Source organism: Pseudomonas sp. UC 17F4 (assembly GCF_900101695.1).
Taxonomy (GTDB): Bacteria; Pseudomonadota; Gammaproteobacteria; order Pseudomonadales; family Pseudomonadaceae; genus Aquipseudomonas.
Genome location: NZ_FNKV01000001.1, coordinates 1,596,160 through 1,621,384, shown reverse-complemented (window position 1 = coordinate 1,621,384; position 25,225 = coordinate 1,596,160). Strand labels below are relative to the sequence as shown.

At 56.6% G+C, this 25,225-nt stretch carries 22 protein-coding genes and 5 tRNA genes; 7 read left to right on the top strand and 20 right to left on the bottom strand.

Annotation, left to right across the window (positions count from 1 at the left end; translation table 11 throughout):
• Positions 1-6 precede the first annotated feature (6 nt).
• The 13 genes from BLR26_RS07535 to BLR26_RS07475 all read right to left on the bottom strand — a co-directional run bounded on the left by BLR26_RS07535 (position 7) and on the right by BLR26_RS07475 (position 16,998).
• Positions 7-864 (bottom strand): hypothetical protein, encoded by an 858-nt coding sequence (locus tag BLR26_RS07535; RefSeq protein ID WP_256326701.1) that lies wholly within the window; start codon positions 862-864, stop codon positions 7-9.
• A gap of 118 nt (positions 865-982) precedes the next feature.
• Positions 983-1,981 carry a ComEC/Rec2 family competence protein gene (locus tag BLR26_RS27075; protein ID WP_176794214.1) on the bottom strand — a complete coding sequence of 333 codons (999 nt, stop codon included), beginning with the start codon at positions 1,979-1,981 and terminating at the stop codon, positions 983-985.
• Positions 1,982-2,044: 63 nt separating this feature from the next.
• Complete coding sequence (locus tag BLR26_RS07530) at positions 2,045-4,570, bottom strand: hypothetical protein (RefSeq protein ID WP_093379469.1); 2,526 nt, start codon at positions 4,568-4,570, stop codon at positions 2,045-2,047.
• A gap of 1,016 nt (positions 4,571-5,586) precedes the next feature.
• The gene (locus BLR26_RS07525; RefSeq protein ID WP_256326700.1) at positions 5,587-8,253 is read right to left on the bottom strand and encodes a GAP1-N1 domain-containing protein; all 2,667 of its coding nucleotides are present in this window, start codon (positions 8,251-8,253) and stop codon (positions 5,587-5,589) included.
• The gene (locus tag BLR26_RS07520; protein WP_076402536.1) at positions 8,195-9,037 is read right to left on the bottom strand and encodes a TRAFAC clade GTPase domain-containing protein; all 843 of its coding nucleotides are present in this window, start codon (positions 9,035-9,037) and stop codon (positions 8,195-8,197) included. Before BLR26_RS07520 ends, BLR26_RS07525 begins: the two co-directional genes overlap by 59 nt.
• Entirely contained in the window at positions 9,037-9,816 is a 780-nt protein-coding gene (locus BLR26_RS07515) for a TRAFAC clade GTPase domain-containing protein (protein ID WP_256326699.1), read from the bottom strand. Before BLR26_RS07515 ends, BLR26_RS07520 begins: the two co-directional genes overlap by 1 nt.
• A gap of 245 nt (positions 9,817-10,061) precedes the next feature.
• Positions 10,062-11,090: a GTPase-associated system all-helical protein GASH gene (locus BLR26_RS07510; RefSeq protein WP_093379460.1), complete on the bottom strand. Its 1,029-nt coding sequence runs from the start codon at positions 11,088-11,090 to the stop codon at positions 10,062-10,064.
• Positions 11,090-12,454: a metallophosphoesterase gene (locus BLR26_RS07505; protein ID WP_093379455.1), complete on the bottom strand. Its 1,365-nt coding sequence runs from the start codon at positions 12,452-12,454 to the stop codon at positions 11,090-11,092. Before BLR26_RS07505 ends, BLR26_RS07510 begins: the two co-directional genes overlap by 1 nt.
• Positions 12,455-12,800: 346 nt before the next feature.
• The gene (locus BLR26_RS27430) at positions 12,801-13,076 is read right to left on the bottom strand and encodes a hypothetical protein (RefSeq protein ID WP_076402532.1); all 276 of its coding nucleotides are present in this window, start codon (positions 13,074-13,076) and stop codon (positions 12,801-12,803) included.
• The gene (locus tag BLR26_RS07495) at positions 13,073-14,053 is read right to left on the bottom strand and encodes an integrase domain-containing protein (RefSeq protein WP_093379450.1); all 981 of its coding nucleotides are present in this window, start codon (positions 14,051-14,053) and stop codon (positions 13,073-13,075) included. Before BLR26_RS07495 ends, BLR26_RS27430 begins: the two co-directional genes overlap by 4 nt.
• A gap of 895 nt (positions 14,054-14,948) precedes the next feature.
• A complete protein-coding gene (locus BLR26_RS07485; protein WP_093379445.1) occupies positions 14,949-16,277 on the bottom strand; it encodes a tyrosine-type recombinase/integrase in 1,329 nt (442 codons plus the stop codon).
• Positions 16,278-16,441: 164 nt separating this feature from the next.
• Positions 16,442-16,517: transfer RNA gene (locus BLR26_RS07480), tRNA-Thr, on the bottom strand.
• 70 nt (positions 16,518-16,587) lie between these two features.
• The gene (locus BLR26_RS07475; RefSeq protein ID WP_093379440.1) at positions 16,588-16,998 is read right to left on the bottom strand and encodes a pilin; all 411 of its coding nucleotides are present in this window, start codon (positions 16,996-16,998) and stop codon (positions 16,588-16,590) included.
• 217 nt (positions 16,999-17,215) lie between these two features.
• Here BLR26_RS07475 and BLR26_RS07470 point away from each other — a divergent pair, with 217 nt between their 5' ends.
• The 4 genes from BLR26_RS07470 to yacG are packed head-to-tail and all read left to right on the top strand — an operon-like array spanning position 17,216 to position 20,116.
• The gene (locus BLR26_RS07470; protein ID WP_093379435.1) at positions 17,216-18,424 is read left to right on the top strand and encodes a type II secretion system F family protein; all 1,209 of its coding nucleotides are present in this window, start codon (positions 17,216-17,218) and stop codon (positions 18,422-18,424) included.
• Between the two features lie 2 nt (positions 18,425-18,426).
• A complete protein-coding gene (locus BLR26_RS07465; RefSeq protein ID WP_045200829.1) occupies positions 18,427-19,296 on the top strand; it encodes a prepilin peptidase in 870 nt (289 codons plus the stop codon).
• On the top strand, positions 19,296-19,919 hold the full coding sequence (coaE, locus tag BLR26_RS07460) for a dephospho-CoA kinase (protein WP_045200827.1): 624 nt from the start codon (positions 19,296-19,298) through the stop codon (positions 19,917-19,919). Before BLR26_RS07465 ends, coaE begins: the two co-directional genes overlap by 1 nt.
• Entirely contained in the window at positions 19,916-20,116 is a 201-nt protein-coding gene (gene yacG, locus BLR26_RS07455; protein ID WP_045200825.1) for a DNA gyrase inhibitor YacG, read from the top strand. Before coaE ends, yacG begins: the two co-directional genes overlap by 4 nt.
• 4 nt (positions 20,117-20,120) lie before the next feature.
• Here yacG and BLR26_RS07450 read toward each other — a convergent pair whose 3' ends face one another.
• Positions 20,121-20,810, bottom strand: a complete 690-nt coding sequence (locus BLR26_RS07450) for an energy-coupling factor ABC transporter permease (protein ID WP_045200823.1) — start codon at positions 20,808-20,810, stop codon at positions 20,121-20,123.
• A gap of 45 nt (positions 20,811-20,855) precedes the next feature.
• Positions 20,856-21,317: a hypothetical protein gene (locus tag BLR26_RS07445; RefSeq protein ID WP_143013259.1), complete on the bottom strand. Its 462-nt coding sequence runs from the start codon at positions 21,315-21,317 to the stop codon at positions 20,856-20,858.
• Positions 21,318-21,438: 121 nt separating this feature from the next.
• Here BLR26_RS07445 and BLR26_RS07440 point away from each other — a divergent pair, with 121 nt between their 5' ends.
• From BLR26_RS07440 to BLR26_RS07430, 3 genes are all read left to right on the top strand, one after another.
• A complete protein-coding gene (locus BLR26_RS07440; protein WP_010220617.1) occupies positions 21,439-22,068 on the top strand; it encodes a DUF1780 domain-containing protein in 630 nt (209 codons plus the stop codon).
• A gap of 168 nt (positions 22,069-22,236) precedes the next feature.
• Positions 22,237-22,410, top strand: a complete 174-nt coding sequence (locus tag BLR26_RS07435; RefSeq protein ID WP_045200819.1) for a DUF3094 family protein — start codon at positions 22,237-22,239, stop codon at positions 22,408-22,410.
• Between the two features lie 84 nt (positions 22,411-22,494).
• Complete coding sequence (locus BLR26_RS07430) at positions 22,495-23,790, top strand: NAD(P)/FAD-dependent oxidoreductase (RefSeq protein WP_045200816.1); 1,296 nt, start codon at positions 22,495-22,497, stop codon at positions 23,788-23,790.
• A 134-nt stretch (positions 23,791-23,924) separates the two neighbouring features.
• Here BLR26_RS07430 and BLR26_RS07425 read toward each other — a convergent pair whose 3' ends face one another.
• The 5 genes from BLR26_RS07425 to BLR26_RS07405 form a co-directional block, all read right to left on the bottom strand.
• Positions 23,925-24,455 carry a dihydrofolate reductase family protein gene (locus tag BLR26_RS07425; protein ID WP_093379425.1) on the bottom strand — a complete coding sequence of 177 codons (531 nt, stop codon included), beginning with the start codon at positions 24,453-24,455 and terminating at the stop codon, positions 23,925-23,927.
• Positions 24,456-24,551: 96 nt separating this feature from the next.
• A tRNA-Pro gene (locus tag BLR26_RS07420) sits at positions 24,552-24,628 on the bottom strand.
• A 100-nt stretch (positions 24,629-24,728) separates the two neighbouring features.
• Positions 24,729-24,804: transfer RNA gene (locus tag BLR26_RS07415), tRNA-Lys, on the bottom strand.
• A 5-nt stretch (positions 24,805-24,809) separates the two neighbouring features.
• Positions 24,810-24,886 (bottom strand) — tRNA-Pro (locus BLR26_RS07410).
• Positions 24,887-24,896: 10 nt separating this feature from the next.
• Positions 24,897-24,972 (bottom strand) — tRNA-Asn (locus tag BLR26_RS07405).
• Between the last annotated feature and the right edge of the window lie 253 nt (positions 24,973-25,225).

Genomic DNA, 25,225 nt, shown 5'->3' with positions numbered 1-25,225 from the left:
AAACGCTCAACTAGAACGAGACTTGCTTACCATGATCTGCTGCTCCATTTCTTGAGCTTGCTTCAGAGCTGCGTCGCTGAAGCTTTTTCCTGTAAGGAGGGTGTCGATTGCCTTAAACAACAGAATGTCGAATTGCCCACTGAGCCACTGGTATCGCCCTACCTGCAGGGTCATGAATTCCGCCAAACCTTCAGTACCAAATGCGGACCCAACCAGCCGCTGGATGTTGGAATCCTCATGCCAAGCGAGCTTCGACGGCTCATCCTTTCCTTTTTTTATCAAGTAAATAGATCTCCCTAAAACCGCTCTGTAGGTCACATAAAGCGCCCAGGTGTACTCACCTAAATGGGGGCGCATCAACTGAACCGAGTCGAAACCGGCTTGGAAGAAATCGTACTCATTAATGCGATCCATTTTCTCTGAATACTTGCTCATCCTCGGATCGGAATAGAACAGCTTCATCTCCTCATCTGTAAAAATGTCGGTAATAGAGACTTCACTCGGGAAGGCCTCGCGAGACTCGATAATGCCCCGCCACAGAGCATCCACCGCATCGATTTTTTTGGCGATCGTAGCCTTCTGCACCTCGGAGAATGAGGCGGATGCAATCCGTAGCTTATCTGCCTGGCGATCCAGTTCTGATTTCATCGAAGTCAGGTGAGCATCTGACTGCGCCTTCAGTTCAACCCTGATTATCTCCAGTCGGGCATCATACTCATGCTTGATGCTGGCGCGCAGACGCTCGCTTATCCAATTCCTTAATAGCCACCCTAAAGCCGCGAGCAAAACAGCAGAAGCACCAGCAGTAGAGATTGTGGTGAGTACAAAGCTCTTAAAATCAAACTTAGCGCGCAGGGTGTTCAACTGCCAGAACTGAAAACGGCAACTTAACGGCATAGAATTGCGGGACTACCGCCGAGCCTGGCTTTCTGGTTTCAGAGGCAGGCCAACAAAGGGATGGCAGTCCGACGAAGGCAGCAACCTAGATTAGGACCTCCACAAAATGATCGCCGTGCTTTGGATAATGAGTACTATAGAAAGGCCAGCCTGCAGGGCGCTGCTTCCACTTCCCTGACCACCCAGTGTCGTAATTAAATATAATTTCCGGACTTCGGCCATTTGCAACGAGACGCTCTATCAACTCATGGTCGGGGTGCTTGTGCGATTTCCCATTGGTACTGATCAAAAAACGTTTGCACCCTATTAGCGCTAACAGATTCATGTGAGTATTTCCTTTACTGCCATGATGAGAAACCTTCAAAAGGTCGAAGTTCTCGACGCTCGGACCATTCAGTTGAAGACCCGCCGTCACCACGTCTGCAAATGCGTCCCCGGCGAGAAGCACATGCTTACTATCAAAGGTTATATGTAAGGCAATGCTGCTCTGGTTTGATACTGAGCGATCTGACGTAAACAAGTGAACGCGTGTTGCAGAAAATTCACCCGGCGGCCATGAGTCGTCACGGCCGAGAACATCTCTTGGCATATCTTCTGGCTCGGGAGGCGGTATCGCCGGATTTTTCCAAACCCTGTTAAGTGCAGACAGCCCGCTCTGATCAGGCGACAGAACCCGGATTTCGAGCCCGCCTGGCAGATTGACGGCATCTGAATTTTGCATAACAGCTCGACCTACATTATCGGCCCCGCCCTTTTTAAAGTACTTGTTCCATGGCAACCCAAGGTTGCGTATGAGGGCGGACAACGCATCCCCCTCTTTTGCCCCTAAAGCGTCTGAGGCGCCCAGGTGATGGTAACCGTTGAACCAAACATCTTCGATTTGCAGCCACGGAGGTAGTTTTTCAAGCAATTCAATCACGCCCTGAATGTGGTCAAGATCATAATGAGTGACCACTAATGCTTCTAGCTTCAAGATACCGTCCACGCATGCTTTTTCTAGCACGCTCAACAATGTCTTGCTTGATTCGGATGGCCCACCGTCGACGAGCAGGTGGCGCGGATGTTCAGCCGTGCCATAGCTCACCAATAGCGCGTCTCCATGTTCAACTTGTATTGCCCGAACTCTAAACATTCTAGCCTCTTCTAATCATCCCTTACCGAGCACCACGTCTGCATCACCAAATGCTACTACCGCCAAGCCAAGAGCCAAGCCATCGGCGAGCAGTTTTCTGCGGATGCCACTCATGATATTGCCTACATAGGAGGAAGTAGGTGCGTGAGCCGCATCGCGCAAGGCCGCTGACAGGTCTCTTGCTACCCGGTTAGCATGGCGGCCCAGCACAGTTGTCATTGCCGCAATTACTACACGAGCTCCGTTTCTCTGGAGGATTGCTGGCAAGCTCCCGCCACGCGCGTCCCCTAGCCCGGTTGAACAACCAATGGCAATGACGACCTGCGCATCGCGAATATGTCTGTGATCGATCGCGCCTTGGTTAAGGTCGGAGTTCGCCCCCACATAAAGAACCTTATCTTCGACGTGGACCAGTAGCAGTAACAGCTCAGGTGAGGGTTGGGAGGCGTCGAGATGGGCTTTCCAAACCTTCCAGTCTGTAATGCTATTAACTCCCAAAGCAGCCTCAATGCCTGCAATTCTTACTACCTCATGAGGCAACACGTCTTTATCTTCGAATTCGTCCGCCCGATTACTGGCTGCGAATGCAATATTCGACAAATCCTTGATTCGGTGCCGCTCGAATTGCTGTCCTCCTGATGTCCGCCATACTCGCGCAGCCCGCCCTAGCTGCCAACTATGGCGCTCGATAACTGCAGATACGCCCAAAAAACCCATAGGGCATAACGCTTCGCCAGACGCGCGAATAATACAATCTGAAATCGCCTGACCTGAATTCAAGCACCCGGCTCGCTTTGCGCATAGCGGGGCCTGAGAAGAATCCGGCAAAGTACCCTCGAACAAGTATTCGATGGGAAAGAAAGCATCGCTCTGAGTGACTAACTGCACTCTATCTAGATTATTGGGCAGCTGGGAAATGACTTCTCGCAACCCATCCATTATAATCTTTCCACGGTTTGCCAACTTGACCATCAGCGGGGCAAGTGGCGCGTTCGGGTTGGCCACAGCTTCGTCGAGCACGTTTAGCAACTGCTGTCTCGCTGTTGTCAGATCGTACTCTTCGAGCGCGATATGCACAGCCCTTCCATCCGCGGTTATAGCGGTCAGGCTTGGCTGCTTTCCTAGGCTGTCGTTCACAAGCAGTGCAACGTCAAATCCTGTTTTTTCTCGGTCCAGCGGAGTTACGATCGCTTCGATAAAGAAGCTGATAGTCCCCCCCCGCTGCGCTTGAAGCCGGGCTGTTTGAAGAAGTTGGGCCCCGTCGCTAATGATAAAGCGCACATCTATTTCATCAACGTCGACGTCATGGCTGAAGGTTATAACTTCGGAACTTCCTACTCTGGGCAGTAGCAGCGTTTTACTAACCGGCTTCTGCCCCAATTCAAACATATGAACCTGAAGAAGCTTACTCTCTCCTTGCCACTCAATTCGGTCTTCGGGAAATGCTGGGCTGCCCGCATGCAGTGGTGTTTTCAGCTCAATACCCACGTTGATATCTACTGGGCCGCTTGTTGGCCATGACTGTAACTGTCGGGCGCCTTGGACAACGGTAGCGGTCAATATTCGTTCGGTTGGAGGCGCAGACAGCGGAAGCACCTCAGGTGGAACATCTACTTCATAGTCCTTGAGAAACATACGACGGCCTGAATAGCCGACGTATTCTGTCTGGATTTTGAAGCGAGCGTAAGATCCGCTTGCGCTGTCTATGAATGACTGGGTAGACGATAGAACCAATGTCTTCAAGCCCAGATTATCGCTAGCGGCCCGTAGAGCGTACCGCAGAGGAACTCCCAGGGAGACCCACAGCCCGACGACTTCTTGCAACCAAACCGCAGCGTGTTCTCCGTCCGCCTGTACGTGAACGACACTTTGCGCGTATAAGTTTCGGCGCAGCACACTTACTTTGGCGAACGCATCTTGGGCGGGCTGACCGTAGATAATGATCAACTTCGCCGCCCTGATTTGCTGAACTGCCTCGACGGAACCGGCGATGACGATGTCTACCGCCTGGCCGTTATCGCTCCACTCAACATCCTCATCCTCTTTTAAACCGAAGGCTTCACGGCCAAGAGTAGGGCTGGTTATCACGCATCGTCCCGTCGACGATGCCCTTTGCTCAGGAAAGCGCGGCCGCGCCCTGCTTTCCCATTCCGGGAACACTTGCTGTGATCCTAGTAACTTGGACAGTTCCAAAACTGCAGCGTGCACCGCCCCACTTCCGCCAGGCCAGCTCCACACGGATCTGGCCACCTTGATGGTTAGATTACGCCTGCGTTTCAGACTTTCAAAAGCTCGGGCCAGCGCTAGAGCCCGCAGCGGATCGACCCATTGATCAGCATCCAACAGACTGGCATCGCCGCCCCACACAGAGGGCCTGTACCGAGGCGCTGCGTCATTGAGACAATCGAATGTCTTGGATGGGTCATGCCACCATGCCCAATCCCTTGTCTCCAATAAAATCCCCAATGCTGCCCGGGCTGCCGGTCCCAGGTGTGCATCCTCTTCGCCCAGCCACTGGATGTCCTTTTCCTGCTTGCTCATCTCGAGTTTCCTACTACGTGGCCAGCCTAGTGATACGTGGCAACTGGCATCAGGTATATATCGGTGAGCACCCCAGTGGCCGCATCACCAGTCCCGGGCAAAATGCTTCGTAATCAATGCTCTTGGTGCCCCCTCTCTATTTTAAGGCTTGCTACGATGTGTTGTCTGCCATGAGGCAGGTTCTTTGCTCAACATCAGAGGGTATTGTCATACGTCGGTGGTCCTCGATCACAGGCCTTCTTCAAAACTCCATTAGCCCCGATCACATCCCCTGATTGATTCATCTGAAAAAGCCTACGCTCAACGTCGACTACCCGAGCGGTTGGTAAATCGTCTCGAGCGATGTGACCAAGACGATCGCAGCATAGCTCCTAAGCATTCAAGTTAATGATGCTTGTAGGAATACTGATGGAGTCGTCTTTGGTTTCACCTAGCACCTTATCGTTTTGAACTCGATGCGTTTGCATGATTTGTCGACCCCGTGTCGCTGAGCGGACTGGGTCGAGACACATGCGAATCTTGCTTACAGACGATACTTTTGAAAACTAAGGCAGCTTCAAGTCAGCATTTCGTATAGTGCTGGCCGCTGGTTTTGTGCAAAAAACGCCAAAGCCTCGTTAAGCTGTGCTGCGGTGAGATCAGCCCAGAAGCGATTCACCATAGAGGCGGACGCCCCCGTATTAGCCTAATGACATAGTAATCGTTCAGGCAATCAATCGGGAGTGAGCCGTTAAATCGAAACGGATCAGAGCAAAGAACAGCAGTACAAAAAAGTTAAATCGATAAGTTATCAGCACAAAGACAGCGACTTCACGACCATCTTCTTCAAGCGTTAGGTGAGGAGCGGGACAAATCGGTCAATAGCGTGCAAAATCCGCTAACAACAACCACGTCGTGTCAAACTAACCAACCCCAACCACCTAGCAGGCCTCAGTTCTTCGCCCCCAAAAGTAATGCAGCCAAGAGTTTACCACCACAAACTGAAACACCAGAATCAAATTTAAATTCATAAACCACTAGAGAACTTGAGAGATTATGCCCGCAACTGTTTTCCGAACATCTTTACCCAACCTGCCCAAGTCACTCTCAACCAGAGAAAGGTAACGTCCCCCTCCATGTGACTTATTTACACACTCCAGGATTTTAGCGACATCACTGCATCGATACGCCGTCAAAGCAAGATCTCCAGGTCTCCAGGATGACGAAATAAAAGCTTCAACTAATTCACGGCGGGCAGCTTTGCAGCGGTCCCAGTCGAAAAAAGGGACAAATTTTAGAAGCTCGGGCACATCATCGGAGCTCGCCAACTCGTTATACAGTGGAGGAAATAAGGCCGCGATTATGGGAGATACCGGAAGGTGCCGCGCCTTAAGTAGCGATGGCATCAACACCCCAGCAGCTATCAGTAGAGCTTGTCGAGATTTTTTTTCTGCATCCGACATGATTTTTGCACATGCATCAACAGCCATCTCATCTAGATCAATTGCATCACGTGAATTTAAGGCAAATGCGACTTCATCTACAGCGCCAATAATGCACTCTCTCGCTGGAGAGGGAGCCATATTGAAAGCAATTAGATTTCGACTTGCGACATCTGAATCGACCCACCGTCTAAGTCCCGCACTAACAGCTCCGACAGCATTAAGCCTCATGCCAATTACCTCAAGCAACATGAGCAGAAATTTGTTTTCATCACCTTCGAAGCGGCTGCGCAAGCACCGCATTAATGCTCGACTAGCGATCTCGAATTTCTGCGATTCACTGACCCTTGGAATCAGAGAGCAAACAACCTTGACTTGAAGGTTGATTGGCAGGTCATCCTGTATGGCAATTCGCACCAACATCTCAATAGAGTCTTTCGGCAAGCACGTTAAAATGCACTCGCTTATTTCGCTGTCTGAAATAAGCTGCGCAAACTGATCTTCGCTTGCCTGTTCAAGCACGCCGATGAGAAGCTTTGAGAAAGTAGTTCTGGTCAGTCGCTTTTCACCCAACAACCAAAGCACATCAGCCTTGGTAGGCTCAATTGACTGTGCTATCAGCGAGTTACGTTGCGCAGAAGCCTCTGACAAAACTAGCACCTCACGGATATTGGGTAACCCGCCTACCTTACGTGCTCGGTCTACCAGCAGTGTGTTCAGACGCTTAGCTTTAAACCCATTTACCTTTCCTAACCAGCTGAATTCCTCAGCCAACGCCGAGGAATCCATTCTATTGACTATCGGTTTAGCAACAGGCAATTGCCGATCATCAGTAAGATATGGAAGCAGAATCTTTCCTGCCCTATCTGCCAGCTGCGGATCGACGCTGCTTAGAGCTTTCCCCATCCGCTCAATGAGCATATCGTCGTTGACAACACGGCGGCCAAGATCACCATCTTGCGCCACAAGACCCGCGAGAATCTCCTTAGGTGCGTCGTAAAGCGCCTGCTCGACGACAGGATCAGCCCCTTTTGCGAGACCAGCTGCGATGCTCGGGATTAAGCCTACAATAGCCCCATTATGATCTGACTGGAGCAGAAAACTAACCGCGCCCAAAGGTGCACGCTCTGCAAGTTGCTCAGCAAGGTGTTGTGCTGCTGCCTTGCCAGCAGGCATTATCTGGCCTTGCATCTTTCTCGTGAGCGCACCTACGAAGTCCCATGCATCTTTATTGGATAAGGTGCTGGCTGCCCGACTAATTGCCTCGGCCAATAGTGGCTGAAGGGAATTGATGGCTACGGCGTTGCTTACCATGCCTGAGTTAGCAATATCCAGTAGCCCTAGAACTGCGGTAGGCGACTGCTTCAGTTTGACCAGCAGCTCGTCCCAAAGCAATGCGATACGGAGAGCTGCGGCACTATTCGCATCACGGTCTCCTAGCAAACTGATTTCTCGTTCTGATAATAGCCTCGGCAGAGGATCTTCAAAGACACGCTTCACAATCGCCCCAGTCCATCTGTGCCGATCGCTTTGTAGAGATCTGCCATCTACACGGCGGCCTGGCCAGTCGCTAAATTTTGCCTTGGCGGTCATCGGAGCAAAGACAAGATCGAGGTCGCGCCCACCTATCTTTCTCGGCGAAAGTGCAAACGTGGAAAGCGCAAAGCGCCGCCGTATATCTGGCCATAACGCGGTAAGTAGACGTAAGGCAATGAGCTCGGGATCCGGGGCGTCAAACACTACTACCGGCTTCGCATCTTCGAGGAAAAGCGCTTCGAGCATCTCACTGGCACTGAAGGATGGGGCGGAGGGCAATCTGTCTTCAGTGCACTCGTTCAGGTCGGTCCGAACTGCATGCTGCTCACTAGGAAGCTCAGTCAGCTTGAGTAGATTAAGCAGAGGTATAAGTGGCGCCTCGGTTGCCCAAACTTTGACATCAATCAGAACGCTCATCGTTCGAACGCAGCCCGCCCTAGCAACAGTGTGATCCTGCCATGTCCTAGCAATGACGTAGTAACTACCGCTCGGTAACGGATAGGCTGATAGATAAGGCGCAAACTTTTCCTTAGGACGAAGCGGCCCCGCTACATCCGAGAGGCGGTCAACAACCGCTTGATCCTCTTTGGACAGCACAGTCGAAGAGGCGATTAGTTGGTGCCCCTTGCGATAGCCGTGGATTTGAATTTCCGCAGTAATCACCGATTCATAGCCCCACAGCCCAGGCAATTGGGAGAGTGATATCGGAGTCTCTCCTCCACCCATCCTGATCCTTTAATACAACCCATCCCTTACCATTAGGGCCTGCCTCAAGAAATTCTTTCCGGTAAGCTGCGTCATTTTTTAGATCGCCACCTAAGCTACTGAGGCCAAATATCTGGATATCAAGCCCCTCTAAATCCATCAGTTTTCCTGCGACCAGAGGATACTCAGCCTCCAAGTATACAAAGGGGCCCTGTTGGAGTTTTTGAGAGTCAACCAGATCCCAGGCGGTGACGACCACAGACAACCGCGGACGGCTACCATCCTCACGACGGGCAAGTGAAAGCTCTAAAAAACGGATTAACTCGCAGAGCATGACCTGCGTGGGGAGAGCAGTCTCTCCATCATCCCCCAATCGCTCTAGTAACGTACGCGACGTTACCCAATCGAGTGGCCGTACATCTTGATCAGAACCAACCCTCACGAATAGCAAAGCGCCATCTGACCGCTCCAGCTCCTCCATCCAGTCGGAATCAATCTCGCTATTAATGACTGCGTTGCGCCAAAGCTCCCCCGATACATCCGGCACAATGATCCTGGCTTGTGGCCCACCTTTCGTCGCAGCGACCGCCACCTCAAAGTCTCGCCGTGCATCGCTATGCTCAGAACGTGGAGCGAACTCTCCAGCAAAAATGTGCGCAGTGATGTCGAGTACAAAATTGATATCATCAGGCTGCTCGGCAGCATGCAGCGCCCCACCCTCAGCATCGAGCGCTTGCCATAGAGGGCCAATGTAGTTGGTCTTCCCAGAGTCAGGACCACCCAGCAACACAATTGAACGGCTCATTAGTCCCTCCTGTATTTTAGATACGCACGACTACCCTCGGCAGGCTCGGTCGAACGCCAGAAGGTTGGCCGATCAGGTAAAGCGCCAATGGTTAAATTGATTAGCTCCGCCAGACCAAATCCTGCAGGCACACTTTTCGGATTATCAGAAAACGGGGCCACACCTACAATCTCAATCTCGGCATCCCGTCTGATGAACTCGGCTCTCAGACGTTGAGCCAACTGGTCATCAAGGACATGCACATCGTGGTGGGTAACTACGACCACCAAACGAGGTTTGCGGCCCTCCAACATGGTTTTCAACCGAGCGGCAAGCTGTCCTACACGGGCAATAAGCCCGTTTCGCTTCTCGATATCCGCGAGAGAACGCCCGTCGAGAACGACCCAAATTACTTCCGCTGATTTCAGGAAGTCCAGCCGATCCGCTCTTGCTGAGCTGACGAGTTCCTGGGTCCATTCCCCAGGTATGTCCGGTAGGGCTAGATCGACACGCCTCCCGTCCTCGGGGCGCACAAGCCGAAGGTGCAAAAAACCAGGGCGACGATCATCCGCCATCTCGGTATGCACCGTCATTTGCTCTGGAGCCCGACCTTCGTTCCAGTCCCTTGCACCACGTGCGATATCTTCGAAGCCTGCGAGACTTCTGCTATCAGCAAAACACCAGCCGTTCAATTTAGCGTGCGAGATCAGCAGATACAGGCTCGCCAGACATGCTGTCTTACCGGACTCTGGGTCGCCCAGAATGCCCACTACATTAACGTATCGCTTCCCCATCATCATGTTCAGCTCATCCAGCCCAAGCGTACGACTGGAGGGGAATGAGCGAGTTCGGGCGGGCTGAACAAGTACAGCGGCGCCAAGCCGATCGCTAAGTGGGGATGAGACTTCGGAGTCGCCCTGACCGTCGTCCACTGGCTGACTACCAACCTGGACTGGGGATCGGTTGGAGCACGTTGCCGGATCGCGCTCAAGTGCACATACCCCTGTCTCGTCAACAGTACACCCTTCAAATCCGCACGATCCACTCATAGCTTAGCCGGACCATTCAGTATTAGATTAAGTAAACCTGCCTCCAACAGTGCGCGCTCACCCCACTCCGATGCACGCCGCTTAACGGCTGCGCCGACGACATCCGCCTCTCCAGTTACCAATGCATGCAAAAGCGGAAAGACGGAAGGATGATCGGCGACCCAATTTTTATCGACTGCGCTACCGAGTTTTTCCCTGTCATCCTCAAGTGCCGCTAGCAGCTCTACTAGATCAAGTTCTGGATCATCCTCCACTGTTCGGAGAACGATCTCACGGTGCACCTCGCAAGGAAGACGACGAAGCATTTTTGAGCCTTCTATACCGGCAGTGACCACCCGTGTCGGCTCATTTATCGCGGAGGGTAGCCTTTTAAGTAAGCGACTACGACCAGCTTGCGCCCACCAAAGGAAATCTAACTCCTCTCTATCCAAGGCGGCGTTACGGCGTAAAGCCTCAACTGTTTTGGCCATGGATTCGACTGTGTTATAGGTAATCTCGCTTTCGGCAGAGATGGTGATTTTGGCAATGGAGGGGTCAGGAACAGCCCCTCGCTCCCTCGCTGCCTCAGCACCCTTCGAGCTCCAGTCAGCAGCGGCCTTGAGAACCTCGCAACGCAGGCTTTCTCTCCGAGTTGCCTCCAAGGCCGGTTGAAATGCCAGCGAAGACCAAAGCGCCGCAGCATATACATCAGTGGTCGACCACCCTCCCGACCCAACGTTTGTGCCGAGCATGGAGACCATCGCCATACCCGCGCAAACACTGACGTCTAGCGGCCGCTCCTTGTGTAAGTACGAGGAAGACTTCTTCTGAATTGCTGCCTGAACCTCACTCCCTAGCGTCTCGGGAGGAACCCCGTCACCACCAAGTGCACCGGCGACATCAGATGCCCTAGAGATGATCTTTTCTACGTTCCTTTCCTTAACCCAACTGCTTGCAAGGCTGGTCGCAGCCGAGCGCCGGGAGTTCACATCATCGTCAGTTACACTGACGCTGCAAACCCGCATATGAGCCGCAAAATTCTCCATTACTGCATTCCATCCTTTCGCTCGCGAATCAACCGATCAATCATGTGCTCGACCTGCTCCAGCTTGCCCTCTCGTGCAAGCCACTCCAATAGCTTGCGCTCTAGCCCCTGCGACATTGGCTCATCAAGATCTTCCGGAACTGCATCCAACTCAACGAGGATGCGCAAACGCTCCCCCTCCAGCAGATCACGGAAAAACCGGAGGCGGACGACCTCATAGCCTTCTAAAGGAGGTGGCATGAGCTTTAGCTCCTCGACCGAGGATGCCATTGGAACCATTTCAATAGTCGGCCCCGCCGAGCATGAGGCTTGCTCTCCTGGAGGCATACTACTGGTGTGCTGTACCGAAGGCACATCAGGCCGCTTTGCTTTGCGGAACGAAGGGCATCCCAGCCGATAGTTAGGATTTGCTCCACCCAGGCGTTGATCGTCCGCTTCAAACTGCGTTCGCTCTGGATTCCATGCTCTAGGATGAATGGTCACCGACAGGCTATCTGTCTCTGCATCCCAGTCGAACTCAATGACGTTGTAGGTGAAGGTGTATTCCGCATTAGATTTGAAAGGGACAGTCGCGCCGGCAGCCAGCATCATCAGGTCACAGCCCGGCTCAACACTGTCGACCGACACCTTGGGGTCGTGTTCATGGCCGGAGATGAAGACGCGTGCCCGGTTTCGTACGTATGTTTGTACTTGCTCTCTGTCTTTGTACCAACCCAGAGGGTGGTGAACGAGGATGATGTTCTCTACGCCATCCTCACGAGGTATGGTGAACTGCCTAGCACCTATCATCAACTCAGGATGCTCATCTCTCTCTTTGCCATGGCATAGCAGGGATGAGTTGAGCCTGATGAAGCGGATCGCACGTCCAGGTGCGAGAGTGACCACCATCTCAGAAGCATAAACTCCATCGTTATTGAGCGGACAGTTGTAGCCGAAGCTGAAGCTCCCATAATCCTTGAATCGAGCGAAGAGCGCTTCCCGAATCGACGCGTCATTTAGGAACTCCCCAAACTCTGCGGCTCCCCCGTCCCTAATCCGATCCAGAATCAATCTAACGCCCGCAGTAAGCTTTGACCTATCAAGATCATGGTTGCCCGGCACCATCTGTACGCAGTCGATCCCTACCCCTATGCTACCTGCCAGCTCATCCAGCCATTTCGCGGCTTCATCGTACTCGGCCTTCACACCAGACTGAGCAATGTCACCAGTCACCAAAATTCCATGAGCGGCACCACCTGGAATTTTTGAGACTACTTCTTTGGCATCTAGGATCAATTGCTGCTTTACATCGCCATGAATCTGGACACGGTCATCCTTTTCTTGGCCGAAGTGGATGTCGGACACATGAACAAATACTGCAGACATTCGCTCTCCCTTCTCTGTGGCCAGCTTGAACGCCTAAATTACTAACATTTTCAGCTAAGCTTTGCGATGGCTCATCGGCAAAATGCCATCAGTCTCTCAGCGCCTATCCATACCTATGGAGGCTAGGGGCTAGCTGTGGAATCCCCACCCATCCTTGACCTATGCCTAGAGCGTAGAAGGAAAAATAAAAGCGCCCATCGGTTTCCTGAGGCGGAATGCGTCAATTTCGTTTGGTATTGGTTCCATCCCGCCCCACCTGCTCATGATATAAATTCTCATTTGCACTTTGAGTTCTCAACCTTCTGCTCACTTGCTGTCAATCTCAACTATCTACATGAAATCCTTGCTAAAGGTTGAACACCCATCTTTTCTGTAGCCGGCGAGAGAGCAGCCGTACAGTCAGCAAATAGTAATACCGAGTTGCCTCGCTGCGTCGATCTAGGCGATGCTCAAGAAACCAAGCCACATGCTTCCTCTGCCAAGACCAAGGCGTCTCTCGCTGCCAGCGTTCAGTGATTTCGGCTTGGATGATTTTCGCCTGCCGCAAATGACGTTGCCTCGTGACGTGCGATCCGGTCAACACGCCAGCCAAGAACAATTCCATATCGAATGGCTTACTCATGTGCGCCCTCCAATGTAGGTGGCGACCACATCGATCCGACCGTGCCCCAGCTCATAGCTGATTCGCCTCCGGGCCTCACGATCAAGATGCCTGTCTACCTGGCAACATTGGCCACCGTTAATAGGCGCACGGTGCAGGGTGATGTGCTCATAGCGCTCACATGCATACGCCGCTCGTAGCTCATGGAAGCCTTTGAGGTTGTGTGCATGCAGGGTGTCCCGTGCAGAGCGGCTGATTTCCTGCAGAACATTGAGGTAGTTTTCGTCTGGCGCAATTAGGTTGCGGCTACCCGTAGGCGAAACCTGCCGCGCAAACCCAAGTGCACCTCGGACATGGTCGTCCACCAAAATCCAGCGTGGTGCCGAGGCGCCGGCGCGGCCACCTTTGGTGCCATCCTGAATGTTAATCCTGCCTAGCTCTTTAGCCTCGCGGCTTAGCCGTGGCAGGTCAGCCAAGATTGCCTCACGCAAGCGCATGCCGGTGGCTCGCGCCAGCAGGATGATCGCTGCGACCCGTCCCTGGTCAAGGCTGCAAAGCGCATCGACGATCTGATTAACCTCTTCGCGGTCTTGGCCCTGCGGCACCGACTGACGTACCCCGCTGCGCTGCATACCCAATGCCTTGCTCGGGCTTGGCAACTTCACGTACTGATCACCGCGAAGCGCCGCCATGGCCCTGTTAACGCTGGAGAGCCGATTTTGTGCGGTGCTGACAGCGAGATCACCGCGCCTAACCATGTCGCACAGATACGCCGCATAGTCGGCCAGCACCTCCCGATCAATCAGCCGCGCATCATTGATACCGGGCCCTAGTTCGGAGCGGCACCACTTCACGAATGCCTGCCACCGATTACAGTGTGCCCTCACCGTGCCGTAGTGACCGCCGCCGAACATGTCTTTGAGCGCCTGCGGACCTGCGTAGCTCAATTGCCTGCCGTAGCCGAAATTACGGCCATCGCGTCTACCCACCAATGCCATGTCGGTCACCTCATCGTCCCGCTCTTCGATCCTCGCCCCACGTCATCCCGCCAAGAATGCTGAGTGTTATCAGGGATCAAGGCCCCTGCGACCTGTGGGGAATGTCCACTACGCGGAACTGGCGGCTCCTTACGTCCGGGAGCAAGGGCATCTCATGATCTGGCCTCCTGAGCACCGTTACCGGTGGGCGGGTGGAGGCTGCATTGGCTGACGAGACCAGTGCCGCGAGATCCTGAGCCAGGTGCAAGCAGCAATGCGATGACCGGGGAATACCTGACTGTCAGTCAGGTGCAGTCCATTCCCTGGTCTGCGGCACCATCATCTACATGGCTGTTGCTGGTGACATCGGCGTTTGTCACGCCGATTGTCACGAGGAGAGTTGTCGCAAAGCCAAGTGCGATGGGGGCTGCAGCAGTGTTAGAAGCGCCCGTCTCTTTCCAGAGAAAGAGACGGGCACAGGTTGGCGCAATAGTCGGCCAAGCGGATAGGTTGCTGCAGGGCAGCACAGTACGGTGTAGCTGGCGCACGAGGGCCATGAGATTAGATAGCATCCATCACCGGGAAGGTGACCGGGCGAGCTGCCGGATGCGAATCGCCCTTGGGGAGAACCACCGCGGGAGCGGCGTGACCTTGAAGGTTCGGGTCACCTGGGGTGCTGTCATCGACAGCGCTTGCATGGCCAGTTCTACGCCTGTGGATAAACCCGGTCAAGGGCCGAAACTCAGCGTTCTTGGGGACCTGAAAAGCGGTCATCCATCGGTGGAATTCCGTGGTAAACCCCGGACAACGTAGTGGCTTTTAGCTCTTCAAAGTGAGGTCCATCCAAACAGGGCGGCTTTGCAGCCCTGTTTGGATGGACCCGTGTGAAAGAGCAGCCAGCGCCGATCTTGCAGGCTCACCCGCGATTGAATGCGCCATGGCCATTTGGCAAGGCGGTGACGTTATCGCCTACCGGGTGGGCAAACTCATGCGGGGTCACATGCCCCGATCTGTTGGCATCGATATAATTGCTCCACCACGCCATGATCAACCGACGCTGCTCCAGAAACTGGGCCTTGTGGATATACGCGGCGCGCACGCGGTTACGCTCCTGATGGCTCATCTGCCGCTCAATCGCCGCGTCCGTCCATAGCCCTGATTCGAGCAAGGCACTACAAGCCATGGTCCTGAAACCATGCCCGCACACGTCCTTGGTGGTGTCGTAGCCCATATTGCGCAGCACCTGGTTAACCGTATTCTCCGACAAGGGTTTCCAATACCTGTGGTCACCGGGCAAAACCAGTTCAGAGAAGCGATTCAAGCTGCGTAGCCGCTCAAGGATCTCGATGACTTGAGGCGACAGCGGCACTATCTGAATGTCCCCACTCATCTTGGTCCCGCGCGTGGAATAGCGGACGCCTTCAATCGGCCTACGGGTATCGGGGATTTCCCACATCGCCCGTTGCAGGTCGAATTCATCCCACCGCGCAAAGCGCAGTTCGCTGGAGCGCACGAACACATGCAGCGTCAGCAGCACTGCGAGCCGGGTCAGCTCGCGACCGGTGTAGTTGTCGATCCGATCCAACAGTTCAGGAAGGCGGTTCAGCGAGAGCGCAGGACGGTGCACGGTACGTGGCGCTTGAATCGAACCCGCCAGATCGAGCGCCGGATTCTGAGTGATCTGTCGCGCCCGCTTCGCACCCCGCATGATCGTGGATAGATAGTTCTGCACACGCAGCGCTACATCCATGGTGCCGCGATCCTTGATCCGCTGAGTGACCTCAAGCAGATCGTGGGTGTCGAGTTCAGCGATAGGCCGCTGGCCAATCAGTGGAAAGACATGGGTGCGCAACCTGCTCAGCACCGTCTTGGCGTGGCCCTCGGTCCAGCGCCGGGACATTTCGACGTGCCACTCCAGGGCAACGGTTTCAAAGAGAAGACTCGCCCGCTGGGCAGCGATCTTAGCCTTCTGCTTTTCTTCCATCGGATCAAGGTTATCGAGCAACAGAGCCTTGGCCTCATCACGCTTGGTCCTCGCGACGGCCAACGAAACGATGGGGTACTTGCCTATGATCAGCGTGCCTTCCTTGCCGTTGGGTTTGAAATACCGCAGCCGCCAAGTCTTCGAGCCACAGGGCGTGACGTAAAGATACATACCCCCGCCGTCGAACAGTTTGTAGGCGCGATCACGCGGTTTCGCCGTGCGACATTTCAGGTCGCTGAGCGGAATGGCTAGACGTGGCATAGGGGTACGTTCTCCATTCAGGAAAGACGCTGTACCCCAAAAATACCCCCGGTTATTGGGGATTTTATTGGTTCCCGACGGAGGGTCGTGGAAACAAAAAAACGGCCAAAAGGCCGTTTTAGAGGGCTTCCAAAGCATTCAGCGGAATGCAGTGGAGCTGGATGTGGTGCCGGAGACAGGAATCGAACCTGCGACCTTCGCGTTACGAGTGCGCTGCTCTACCGACTGAGCTACACCGGCGTGGCGATAACGCTACCACTGCCGGATCGCTTACGCAAATCACTGTTTATTAACAGCAATTGCGTCTGTTTCAGAGGGCTTTGCAGCCTGCCGGGGCGAGGTCTTCGTTGAGGGTGCTGGTGCAGGCCCAGCCGCTTGCGGCGCGGGTCAGGGTGATGGTTTTGTCGGTGGCGATGGCCGGGGCGTCGATCAGGGTGCAGACGATGCTGCCCACGCCCGTGGCCGCGGTGCCGCTGGCGGCAATGGCGCAGTGGGCGGTGCGCTCCTGGCCGCCCAGGGCGGCGACGTTGGCGATGTCTTTGCCTTCGTTCAGGCGCAGGTCGAAGGCGGTCTTGAGCGCAGAAATTTCTACCAGGGCCGCCGTGGCTTTGGTGCGTACCTGGCTGTTGGTGTAAATCGGTAAGGCGATGGTCGCCAGAATGCCGATGATCGCCACCACGATCATCAGTTCGATCAAGGTAATACCGCGTTGCCCTTTCATGGACACTCTCCCTCACAAAATCAGTTCATGCCGGCCGCAGTGGTGCGGCGCCAGCAGGCGCGCCAGTAGGCCCGAACAGACACCTTTTGTCACCCTGTGACGGTCATTCGGTCGCTCTGGCTCGACTACTCTAGTGGGCGGCGGGCAACCCTGCTCGCCACTCGGGGCCTGGAGCTGTTACCAGGCTTGTGCAAGGCAGCGCAACAAGGATGTGGCGATGACCGAAAGCAACCGGATGTACAGCTGGCAAGGCACCAACGCCCAGGGTGCCTTGATCAGCGGCCAGAGTGCGGCGCGCAGCCCGGCGTTGATCAGGGCGCAGTTGCGCCAGCGCGGGATTCGCCCGGGGCGTATCGCCAGTGTGCGCCCGCCGTTGTGGCAATGGCGGCGGCCACTGGATGGCAAGGCGTTGAGCCAGTTCAGCCGCCAGCTGGCCACCCTGGTCAAGGCCGGGGTGGCGCTGTTGCAGGCGCTGGATGTAGTGGCCCAGAGCAGCACTAACCCGGCGCTGGCCAGCCTGCTGGGGGCGATCAAGGCCGATATCGCCGCCGGCAGCAGCCTGGCCACTGCCCTGCGCAGCCACCCGCAGTACTTCGATCGGCTGTACTGCAACCTGGTGGACGCCGGTGAGCAGTCCGGCAGCCTGGAGACGGTGCTGGCCCAGGTGGCGGCGCTGCAGGAGCAACGCCAGGCCCTGCGCATGCGGCTGAAAAAGGCCATGACCTATCCTCTGCTGGTGTTGCTGGTGGGCTTTGGGGTGTCGGCGTTGTTATTGCTGGAGGTGGTGCCGCGCTTTCAGTCGTTGTTCGGCGGTTTTGGTGCCGAGCTGCCGGCCTTTACTCAACAGGTGATTGGCTTGTCGCAGTGGTTGGGCGCGCACCTTGGGTGGCTGTTGATAACGTTTGGCGGCGCTTGTAGTGCGCTGGTTTGGGCTTATCGGCACAAGCCTGGGGTGCGTTTGTGGCTGGTGCGCGTGGCGCTGCGCTTGCCGGTGCTTGGCAGCCTGCTCCGGCATGCCGCCCTCGCCCGCTTTGCCCGCACCCTGTCGACCTCGTTTGCCGCCGGGGTGCCGCTGGTGGAGGCGCTGGGGCCGGTTGCCGGGGCCTGCGGCAATCCGTTGTATGAGCAGGCGGTGCACAAGGTGCGCGACGACCTTGCCAGTGGCCTGGCCTTGAACGTGGCGTTGCGTACCAGCGGGCTGTTCCCGGCGCTGGTGGTGCAGATGTGCGCCATTGGCGAGACAGCCGGCACGCTGGACGATATGCTCGCCAGGATCGCCAGCCACTATGAACAGGCCATCGACCACCTGCTCGACACCCTCACGGCCCTGATTGAGCCGTTGATCGTGCTGATCCTGGGGTTGCTGGTGGGCAGCCTGGTGATCGCCATGTACCTGCCAATCTTCCAGCTGGGCAATGTGATCTGACCATGAACCTGTTGAACACCCTGGCCAGCCAGCCACTGATGTACCTGAGCTTCGCCCTGTTGCTCGGGCTGATTGTCGGCAGCTTTCTCAATGTGCTGGTGCATCGCCTGCCGATCATGCTCGAACGCCAATGGCAGGCCGAGGCCCGTGAGGTACTGGCGTTGCCCAGCGAGGCACAAGCGCCGCGCTTCGACCTGTTTTTACCGCCCTCGCAATGCCCGCATTGCGCCCACCGCATTCGCCCGTGGGAAAACATACCGGTGGTGAGTTACCTGGCCTTGCGCGGGCGCTGTTCCGCTTGCCAGGCGCGCATCAGCCCGCGCTACCCGCTGGTGGAAATTGCCTGCGGGGCGCTGACGCTGTTTGCCGCCTGGCATCTGGGTTTTACCGTCGCGGCCCTGGCGTTGATGGTGCTGAGTTGGGGCCTGCTGGCCATGAGCTTGATCGATATCGAGCACCATCTGCTGCCCGATGCCCTGGTGCTGCCGTTGTTGTGGCTGGGGCTGATCGCCAATGCCTTTGAACTGTTCGTCCCGCTGGAGGATGCCTTGTGGGGCACGGTGGCCGGTTACCTGAGCCTGTGGTCGGTGTTCTGGGTGTTCAAGCTGGTCACCGGCAAAGAGGGCATGGGCTATGGCGATTTCAAGTTGCTGGCCATGCTCGGCGCCTGGGGCGGCTGGCAGATTTTGCCGCTGACCTTGCTGTTGTCGTCGCTGCTGGGGGCGGTGATCGGCCTGGTTATGCTGCGCCTGCAGCGCAAGCAGGCGAGCACGCCGATCCCCTTTGGTCCCTATCTGGCCATTGCGGGCTGGATCGCGCTGCTCTGGGGTGGTCAAATAACCACTTCCTATCTGAAATATTCCGGATTCTGATGACCACCGCTGCTTTCACCCCCTGGATTCTCGGCCTTACCGGCGGCATCGGCAGTGGCAAGAGCGCCGCCGCGCAGCGCTTTGTCGAGCTGGGTGTGCACCTGGTCGACGCCGACCAGGCCGCGCGCTGGGTGGTCGAGCCGGGCCGCCCGGCGCTGGCGAGTATCGTCGAGCGTTTCGGCCCGGGGGTGCTGCTCGAAGACGGCCAGCTCAACCGCGCGGCCCTGCGCGAGCTGATCTTCGCCGACCCGCAGCAACGGCTGTGGCTCGAAGCGCTGCTGCATCCCTTGATCGGCCAGGAGATCTTCAGCTACCTGGCCAAGGCCGAGTCGCCCTATGCGGTGTTTGTTTCGCCGTTGATGGTCGAGTCTGGCCAGTACAAACGCACCGACCGCCTGCTGGTGATCGATGCGCCGCAGGCACTGCAGGTGCAACGCACCCTGCTGCGCGACCAGACCAGCACTGAGCAGGTGCAGGCCATCCTCAAGGCCCAGGCCAGCCGTGAACAACGCCTTAGCCACGCCCACGACGTGATCGTCAACGACCGCGACCTGGCCTGGCTGCATTCGGAGGTCGACCGCCTGCACCACTTTTACCTGACTTTGCGAGGAGGCCAAGCATGAGCCAACCAACGACCGTAGATTGCCCGACCTGTGGCGCCCCTGTGGAATGGAGCGCGGCCAGCGCGTTTAGGCCGTTCTGTTCCGACCGCTGCAAGCTGATCGACCTGGGTGCCTGGGCCTCGGAAGAGCACAAGATTCCGGTCGCTCCGGATGCCGAAGACGAGCTGTTCTCCGGCGAGCTCGACCCGCGTCACTGAGGCCTCAGCGCTCGGGGTCGTCATCCTTCCACGGGGCCTGCAGGTAGCGGGTCCGGTTGAAGGTCTCCAGCCACTCCGGGCAGAACACCACCAGGGCGCTGACCACCATGCCGTTGATGAAGGCTTCGGGGAAGATGATCAGCCACAGGTAGCCGATAAAGTCCTCGATCCACTCCGGCATGACGAACCGCCCGTCCATCCACAGCAACCCCAGCCCACCGAGCAGGCACAAGAGTGCCGACAGCGCCGCGGCAAAAAAGCCTGAACAGAAGATATAGACGAACAGGTTGCGCGGCTGGGCTCGCTCCACCAGGATCGCGCACACCTCGGTAACCAGCACCGGCAGGCCGATCAGCAGCAGGCCATTGACCCCCATCGCCGCCAGGTCCTGACGCCCCAGCGCCAGCAGGCCGAGCTGCGCCAGCAAGCCACCGACAATCGCCAGCGGCCAGTCCAGCAGCAGGGTGACGGCGGTCATGCCGATAAAGTGATACGACACCCCGGTGTCGAAGTCGCGGCGCACCAGCCACAGGGCAAACAAGGCGAACACCGTGCCAAACAGCAAGTGCTGGCGCCGGCTGTCAGCGAACAGTTCCAGCCAGCGGGTACGCGCCACCGCCCAGATCAGCACGGGTACGTAGGCGACCCAGGCGATGGTCAGGGTCTGGCTGGAAAGTACGGCGGCACTGATCACGGCAAATAACCCTTGTGCGAGTAAGGCAATAGACCTGGGGGCAGTCTACACCTCGGGGCTGGCTTGATCAGCCTCCGCCGGTGCTTTGGGTGCCTCGAACAGGCGGAACACTGCGCCTTCAACCAGCCAGTCTGCTGGCTGGCAACTCGGGTTGCGCTGCAGCTCGACCACGCTGACGGTGGTCGCCGACACCTGCACATCGGCCCAGGCGCCGTAGCAAGCGAACTCGTTCAGGGTCAGACGCAAGCGGTAATCGCCGGGCATGACGCTGAGCACCTTGGGGTTGAACTCGGCGTAGCTGCGCACGATTTCATCTTCTGCGCCGCGATGGTCGATGAGTTTGACGCTGTAGGGCGCTGAATCGCCCTCCTTGAGCACTATATAGCGGCCATCCGGGGTGTCGTAGGGCACGGTAGGCGTCCAGAACAAAAAGCCCACGCCGTACACCACCAGGGCACAAACCACCGTGCCGGAACCGAATATGCCGCCCATCTTCACTACGCTCATGTTTCTTCCCTGATATTCACTGAGCCCACAACGGGTGCGCAGTCTAGGCGCTGGCCCGGCGTTGCAGCAATGGCTTGCAGACATTTCCTGCAAAGCTCAATTGAACGCTAAGCTTGTGCCCATGGACGACTCAGACTACTTGCGCCTGCTCACCATTCAGGCCGAACAAGCCAATGCGTTTCTATCCAATGCCCGTAAATGGGAACGTGAGCGTTGGGTCTGCCAGCGCCTGCTGCAAGGCCTGAATATTCCTTACCGCAGCGAAGATTTTGCTGCCGCCGGGCAAGAGCCGCCTGACGTGCTGTTTCGCGATGCCGCCTTCGAGGTGTTTTTTGTCCTCGATGAGGGCCGGCGCCTGAACGACGAGTGGCGCGAAGAGCTGCAGCGCCGGCGCAGTGCTTTCTCCTTGAGCCAGCTGGTGCGCCGCGAAGCCCGGCCACGGCGGATCAGCGCCCAGGAGCTGCTGCAGCGCCTGGCGCCTACCCTGCGGAAAAAATCGCACAACTATCAGGAGCGCGGCCTCGACCTGAGCGAGCTGGACATCATTGCCTTCGCCAGCCTCAAGCGCGAAGTGCTCGACCTCAATAGCCACTTCCCGCCACCCACCGAATACCTGCGCCAGGGCTGGCGCTCGTTGTCGCTGGTGGGCCCGACCTTCGCCCGGGTGTTGTTTGCCCACCCCGATGCACCGGACTTCTTGCGTGGCAATCTGGGCCGCAGCATCGTTTTTGATGTCGGAATCAGCCTCTGAGCTGGCCCCCTGCCAAAGCCCGATGGCATAAATTCTGCGCCGGTGATACAAAGCGCAATCATTCGTTATAAAGACAGCCAAGTGACTGAAAGATGGGCGACCTTCGAGCAACTACAGTGAACACTGTAGCTTTCCCACAGTCACAAGCGTCTATCTGACGAGGCCCTCATGACCAGCCGCCTGAATCCCGATGACCAGCGTCGTGTCGATGAATACCTGCAAGCCCCTCAGCACCAAGTCGAGCGCAAGCCTTTCCGGCCCTGGCTGCTCCTTGTGCTGGTGGTGGCCGTAACGGTTGCGCTCGGCTTGTTGAGCCGCCTCTTGAGTCAACTGGTGCTATGAGCTGCCTTGCGCTCGCCCACAACGCCCGCCCCGTGCGGCCTACCACTCAAGACCCGAATTCCGTAAACCTTATGAGATATCTCCATGACTCACCGTATAGTGATTGTCGGCGGCGGCGCCGGCGGCCTGGAACTGGCGACCCGCCTGGGTAAGACCCTGGGCAAAAAGGGTAGCGCCAGCATCACCCTGGTCGACGCCAACCTGACGCACATCTGGAAGCCGCTGCTGCACGAAGTGGCGGCCGGCTCGCTCAACTCTTCCGAAGACGAACTGAACTACGTGGCCCAGGCCAAGTGGAATCACTTTCAGTTCCAGCTCGGGCGCATGAGCGGCCTGGACCGCGAAACCAAGCAGATCCAGCTGGCCGCGACCCTCGATGAGGACGGTCGCGAGCTGCTGCCTGCGCGCACCCTGGGCTATGACACCCTGGTGATCGCGGTGGGCAGCAACACCAACGACTTCGGCACCCTGGGCGCGGCGCAGCATTGCCTGTTCCTCGACACCCGCAAGCAGGCCGAGCGTTTCCACCAGCAACTGCTCAACCATTACCTGCGTGCCCACGCAGGTGATCAGGCCCATGAAAAAATCAGCGTGGCCATCGTTGGTGCCGGTGCCACCGGTGTCGAGCTTGCCGCCGAGCTGCATCACGCGGCCCACGAGCTGGCGGCGTATGGCCTGGATCGTATCCAGCCAAAAGACATGCACATCACCCTGATCGAAGCCGGCCCGCGGGTGCTGCCAGCCCTGCCGGAGCGCATCAGCGTGCCGGTGCACAAGACCCTGGAAAAACTCGGGGTAACGGTGATGACCAACGCGGCGGTCAGTGAAGTGACGGCCGATGAGCTGCGCACCAGCAATGGCGAGGTGATTCAGGCCAGCCTCAAGGTGTGGGCGGCGGGTATTCGGGCGCCGGGGTTCCTCAAAGACATCGACGGCCTGGAAACCAACCGCATCAACCAGCTAGTGGTACGCCCTACCCTGCAGACTACTCTGGACGACAACATTTTCGCCTTTGGCGACTGTGCTGCCTGCCCGCAACCGGGTAGCGACCGTAACGTGCCGCCACGGGCACAGGCTGCGCATCAGCAGGCGTCGTTGCTGGCCAAGGGGCTCAAGGCGCGCCTGGAAGGCAAGCCGTTGCCGACTTATGCGTACCGGGATTACGGCTCGCTGGTGTCGCTGTCGCGCTTCTCGGCGGTGGGTAACCTGATGGGCAACCTGACCGGTAGCGTGATGCTCGAGGGCTGGTTGGCGCGGATGTTCTATGTGTCGCTGTATCGCATGCACCAGATGGCGCTGTATGGGACTTTCCGTACGCTGATGCTGATGCTCGGCAGCCGGATTGGTCGCGGGACTGAGCCGCGGTTGAAGCTGCACTGATTTTGTATTGGCTTTGAGGGCCTCATCGCGGGTCAAGTCGAGGCGTCGCACCGCCGCTCCCACAGGTATGGCGGTGTTTCTGTGGGAGCGGCGGTGCGGCGACCCGACTTGACCCGCGATGGCGTCGGCATTGTTTATTTCAGTACCCGATAAGTACTCTGCACAAAGCCGCTTTCAAAGGTGGTGCTGCGCATATGCTGCAGCGTCACGTCCTTCGCCAGGGCCCCGAACAGCGGGATGCCGCTGCCCAGCAACACCGGTATGCGGGTGATGGTCAGTTCATCCAGCCGGCCTTCGCGCAAAAAGCTCTGAATCACCTGCCCGCCATCGAGGTACAGGCCCTTGGCGCCTGTTTCATTCAGGTGCTCGACCAGGTCGGCGACCGGCCCCGGGTGCACTTCAACGCCATGCTGCATATCGGCCTGCTGCAAGGTGCTGCTCAGCACCACCACGCGCTTGTGCGGATACGGCCACTCGCCAAAGGTCAGGACCTTCTCGAAGGTGTTGCGGCCCATGACCAGAGTGTCGATGGTGGCCATGTACGCCGCATAGCCGTGATCGTCACTGGAGCTGGTGGCAACCATCAGCCAGTCCAGCTCACCGCTCTCACGGGCGATGAAGCCATCGAGGCTGGTGGCGATGTACACGGAGGTTTTCAGGGGCACGGCGCAACTCCTTTGCAGGAAATAACCGGATAGTATCAGCCAGGGCGCAGAAACGAAAAAAGGGCACCTTTTGCAAGGTGCCCTTCTTTCTGAAGATGGTCGGGGTAAGGGGATTCGAACTCCTGACATCCTGCTCCCAAAGCAGGCGCGCTACCGGACTGCGCTATACCCCGGTAAAAAAAAAGGCTCCGATTAAGGTGCCTTTTTTTATGGCTGGCTGCTAATGGCAAACCAACCTTTTAAGATTTGAACCCAGCGTACCGGATTCAAAAATGGTGGGTCGTGTAGGATTCGAACCTACGACCAATTGGTTAAAAGCCAACTGCTCTACCAACTGAGCTAACGACCCTAAGATGGTCGGGGTAAGGGGATTCGAACTCCTGACATCCTGCTCCCAAAGCAGGCGCGCTACCGGACTGCGCTATACCCCGGCTTGAAATTTGGCTCCGCGACCAGGACTCGAACCTGGGACCCAATGATTAACAGTCATTTGCTCTACCGACTGAGCTATCGCGGAACTATCAATTTCAATTACAACAGTGCTGCAATTTCGAGTGCTGTATCACTACCGCTTCGAACTCTTCGACCTTGTGCATCGCTGCGTTCATGTCTCTGAGGCGCGCTATTCTACAACCTTCAAAACCCTTGTCAACCCCTAATTTGCATTCAACTTACTGATTTGCAACTTTTTTTCAGATTCCCAATTTTGCCGGGAAGCTGCGGGGCGACATACAGCGGGGCGCACTTTACAAGCACTCGAGAAAAAATGC

Bases quoted from the DNA above. Each gene is read 5' to 3' on its own strand.
- BLR26_RS07505 (WP_093379455.1), bottom strand. From the start codon at position 12,454: ATGTCTGCAGTATTTGTTCATGTGTCCGACATCCACTTCGGCCAAGAA.
- BLR26_RS07495 (WP_093379450.1), bottom strand. From the start codon at position 14,053: ATGGCATTGGTGGGTAGACGCGATGGCCGTAATTTCGGCTACGGCAGG.
- BLR26_RS07530 (WP_093379469.1), bottom strand. From the start codon at position 4,570: ATGAGCAAGCAGGAAAAGGACATCCAGTGGCTGGGCGAAGAGGATGCA.
- BLR26_RS07465 (WP_045200829.1), top strand. From the start codon at position 18,427: ATGAACCTGTTGAACACCCTGGCCAGCCAGCCACTGATGTACCTGAGC.
- BLR26_RS27430 (WP_076402532.1), bottom strand. From the start codon at position 13,076: ATGAGTAAGCCATTCGATATGGAATTGTTCTTGGCTGGCGTGTTGACC.
- BLR26_RS07525 (WP_256326700.1), bottom strand. From the start codon at position 8,253: ATGGGTGGAGGAGAGACTCCGATATCACTCTCCCAATTGCCTGGGCTG.
- BLR26_RS07485 (WP_093379445.1), bottom strand. From the start codon at position 16,277: ATGCCACGTCTAGCCATTCCGCTCAGCGACCTGAAATGTCGCACGGCG.
- yacG (WP_045200825.1), top strand. From the start codon at position 19,916: ATGAGCCAACCAACGACCGTAGATTGCCCGACCTGTGGCGCCCCTGTG.
- BLR26_RS07520 (WP_076402536.1), bottom strand. From the start codon at position 9,037: ATGAGCCGTTCAATTGTGTTGCTGGGTGGTCCTGACTCTGGGAAGACC.
- BLR26_RS07475 (WP_093379440.1), bottom strand. From the start codon at position 16,998: ATGAAAGGGCAACGCGGTATTACCTTGATCGAACTGATGATCGTGGTG.
- BLR26_RS07515 (WP_256326699.1), bottom strand. From the start codon at position 9,816: ATGATGATGGGGAAGCGATACGTTAATGTAGTGGGCATTCTGGGCGAC.
- BLR26_RS07430 (WP_045200816.1), top strand. From the start codon at position 22,495: ATGACTCACCGTATAGTGATTGTCGGCGGCGGCGCCGGCGGCCTGGAA.
- coaE (WP_045200827.1), top strand. From the start codon at position 19,296: ATGACCACCGCTGCTTTCACCCCCTGGATTCTCGGCCTTACCGGCGGC.
- BLR26_RS07440 (WP_010220617.1), top strand. From the start codon at position 21,439: ATGGACGACTCAGACTACTTGCGCCTGCTCACCATTCAGGCCGAACAA.
- BLR26_RS07435 (WP_045200819.1), top strand. From the start codon at position 22,237: ATGACCAGCCGCCTGAATCCCGATGACCAGCGTCGTGTCGATGAATAC.
- BLR26_RS07445 (WP_143013259.1), bottom strand. From the start codon at position 21,317: ATGAGCGTAGTGAAGATGGGCGGCATATTCGGTTCCGGCACGGTGGTT.
- BLR26_RS07510 (WP_093379460.1), bottom strand. From the start codon at position 11,090: ATGGAGAATTTTGCGGCTCATATGCGGGTTTGCAGCGTCAGTGTAACT.
- BLR26_RS07470 (WP_093379435.1), top strand. From the start codon at position 17,216: ATGACCGAAAGCAACCGGATGTACAGCTGGCAAGGCACCAACGCCCAG.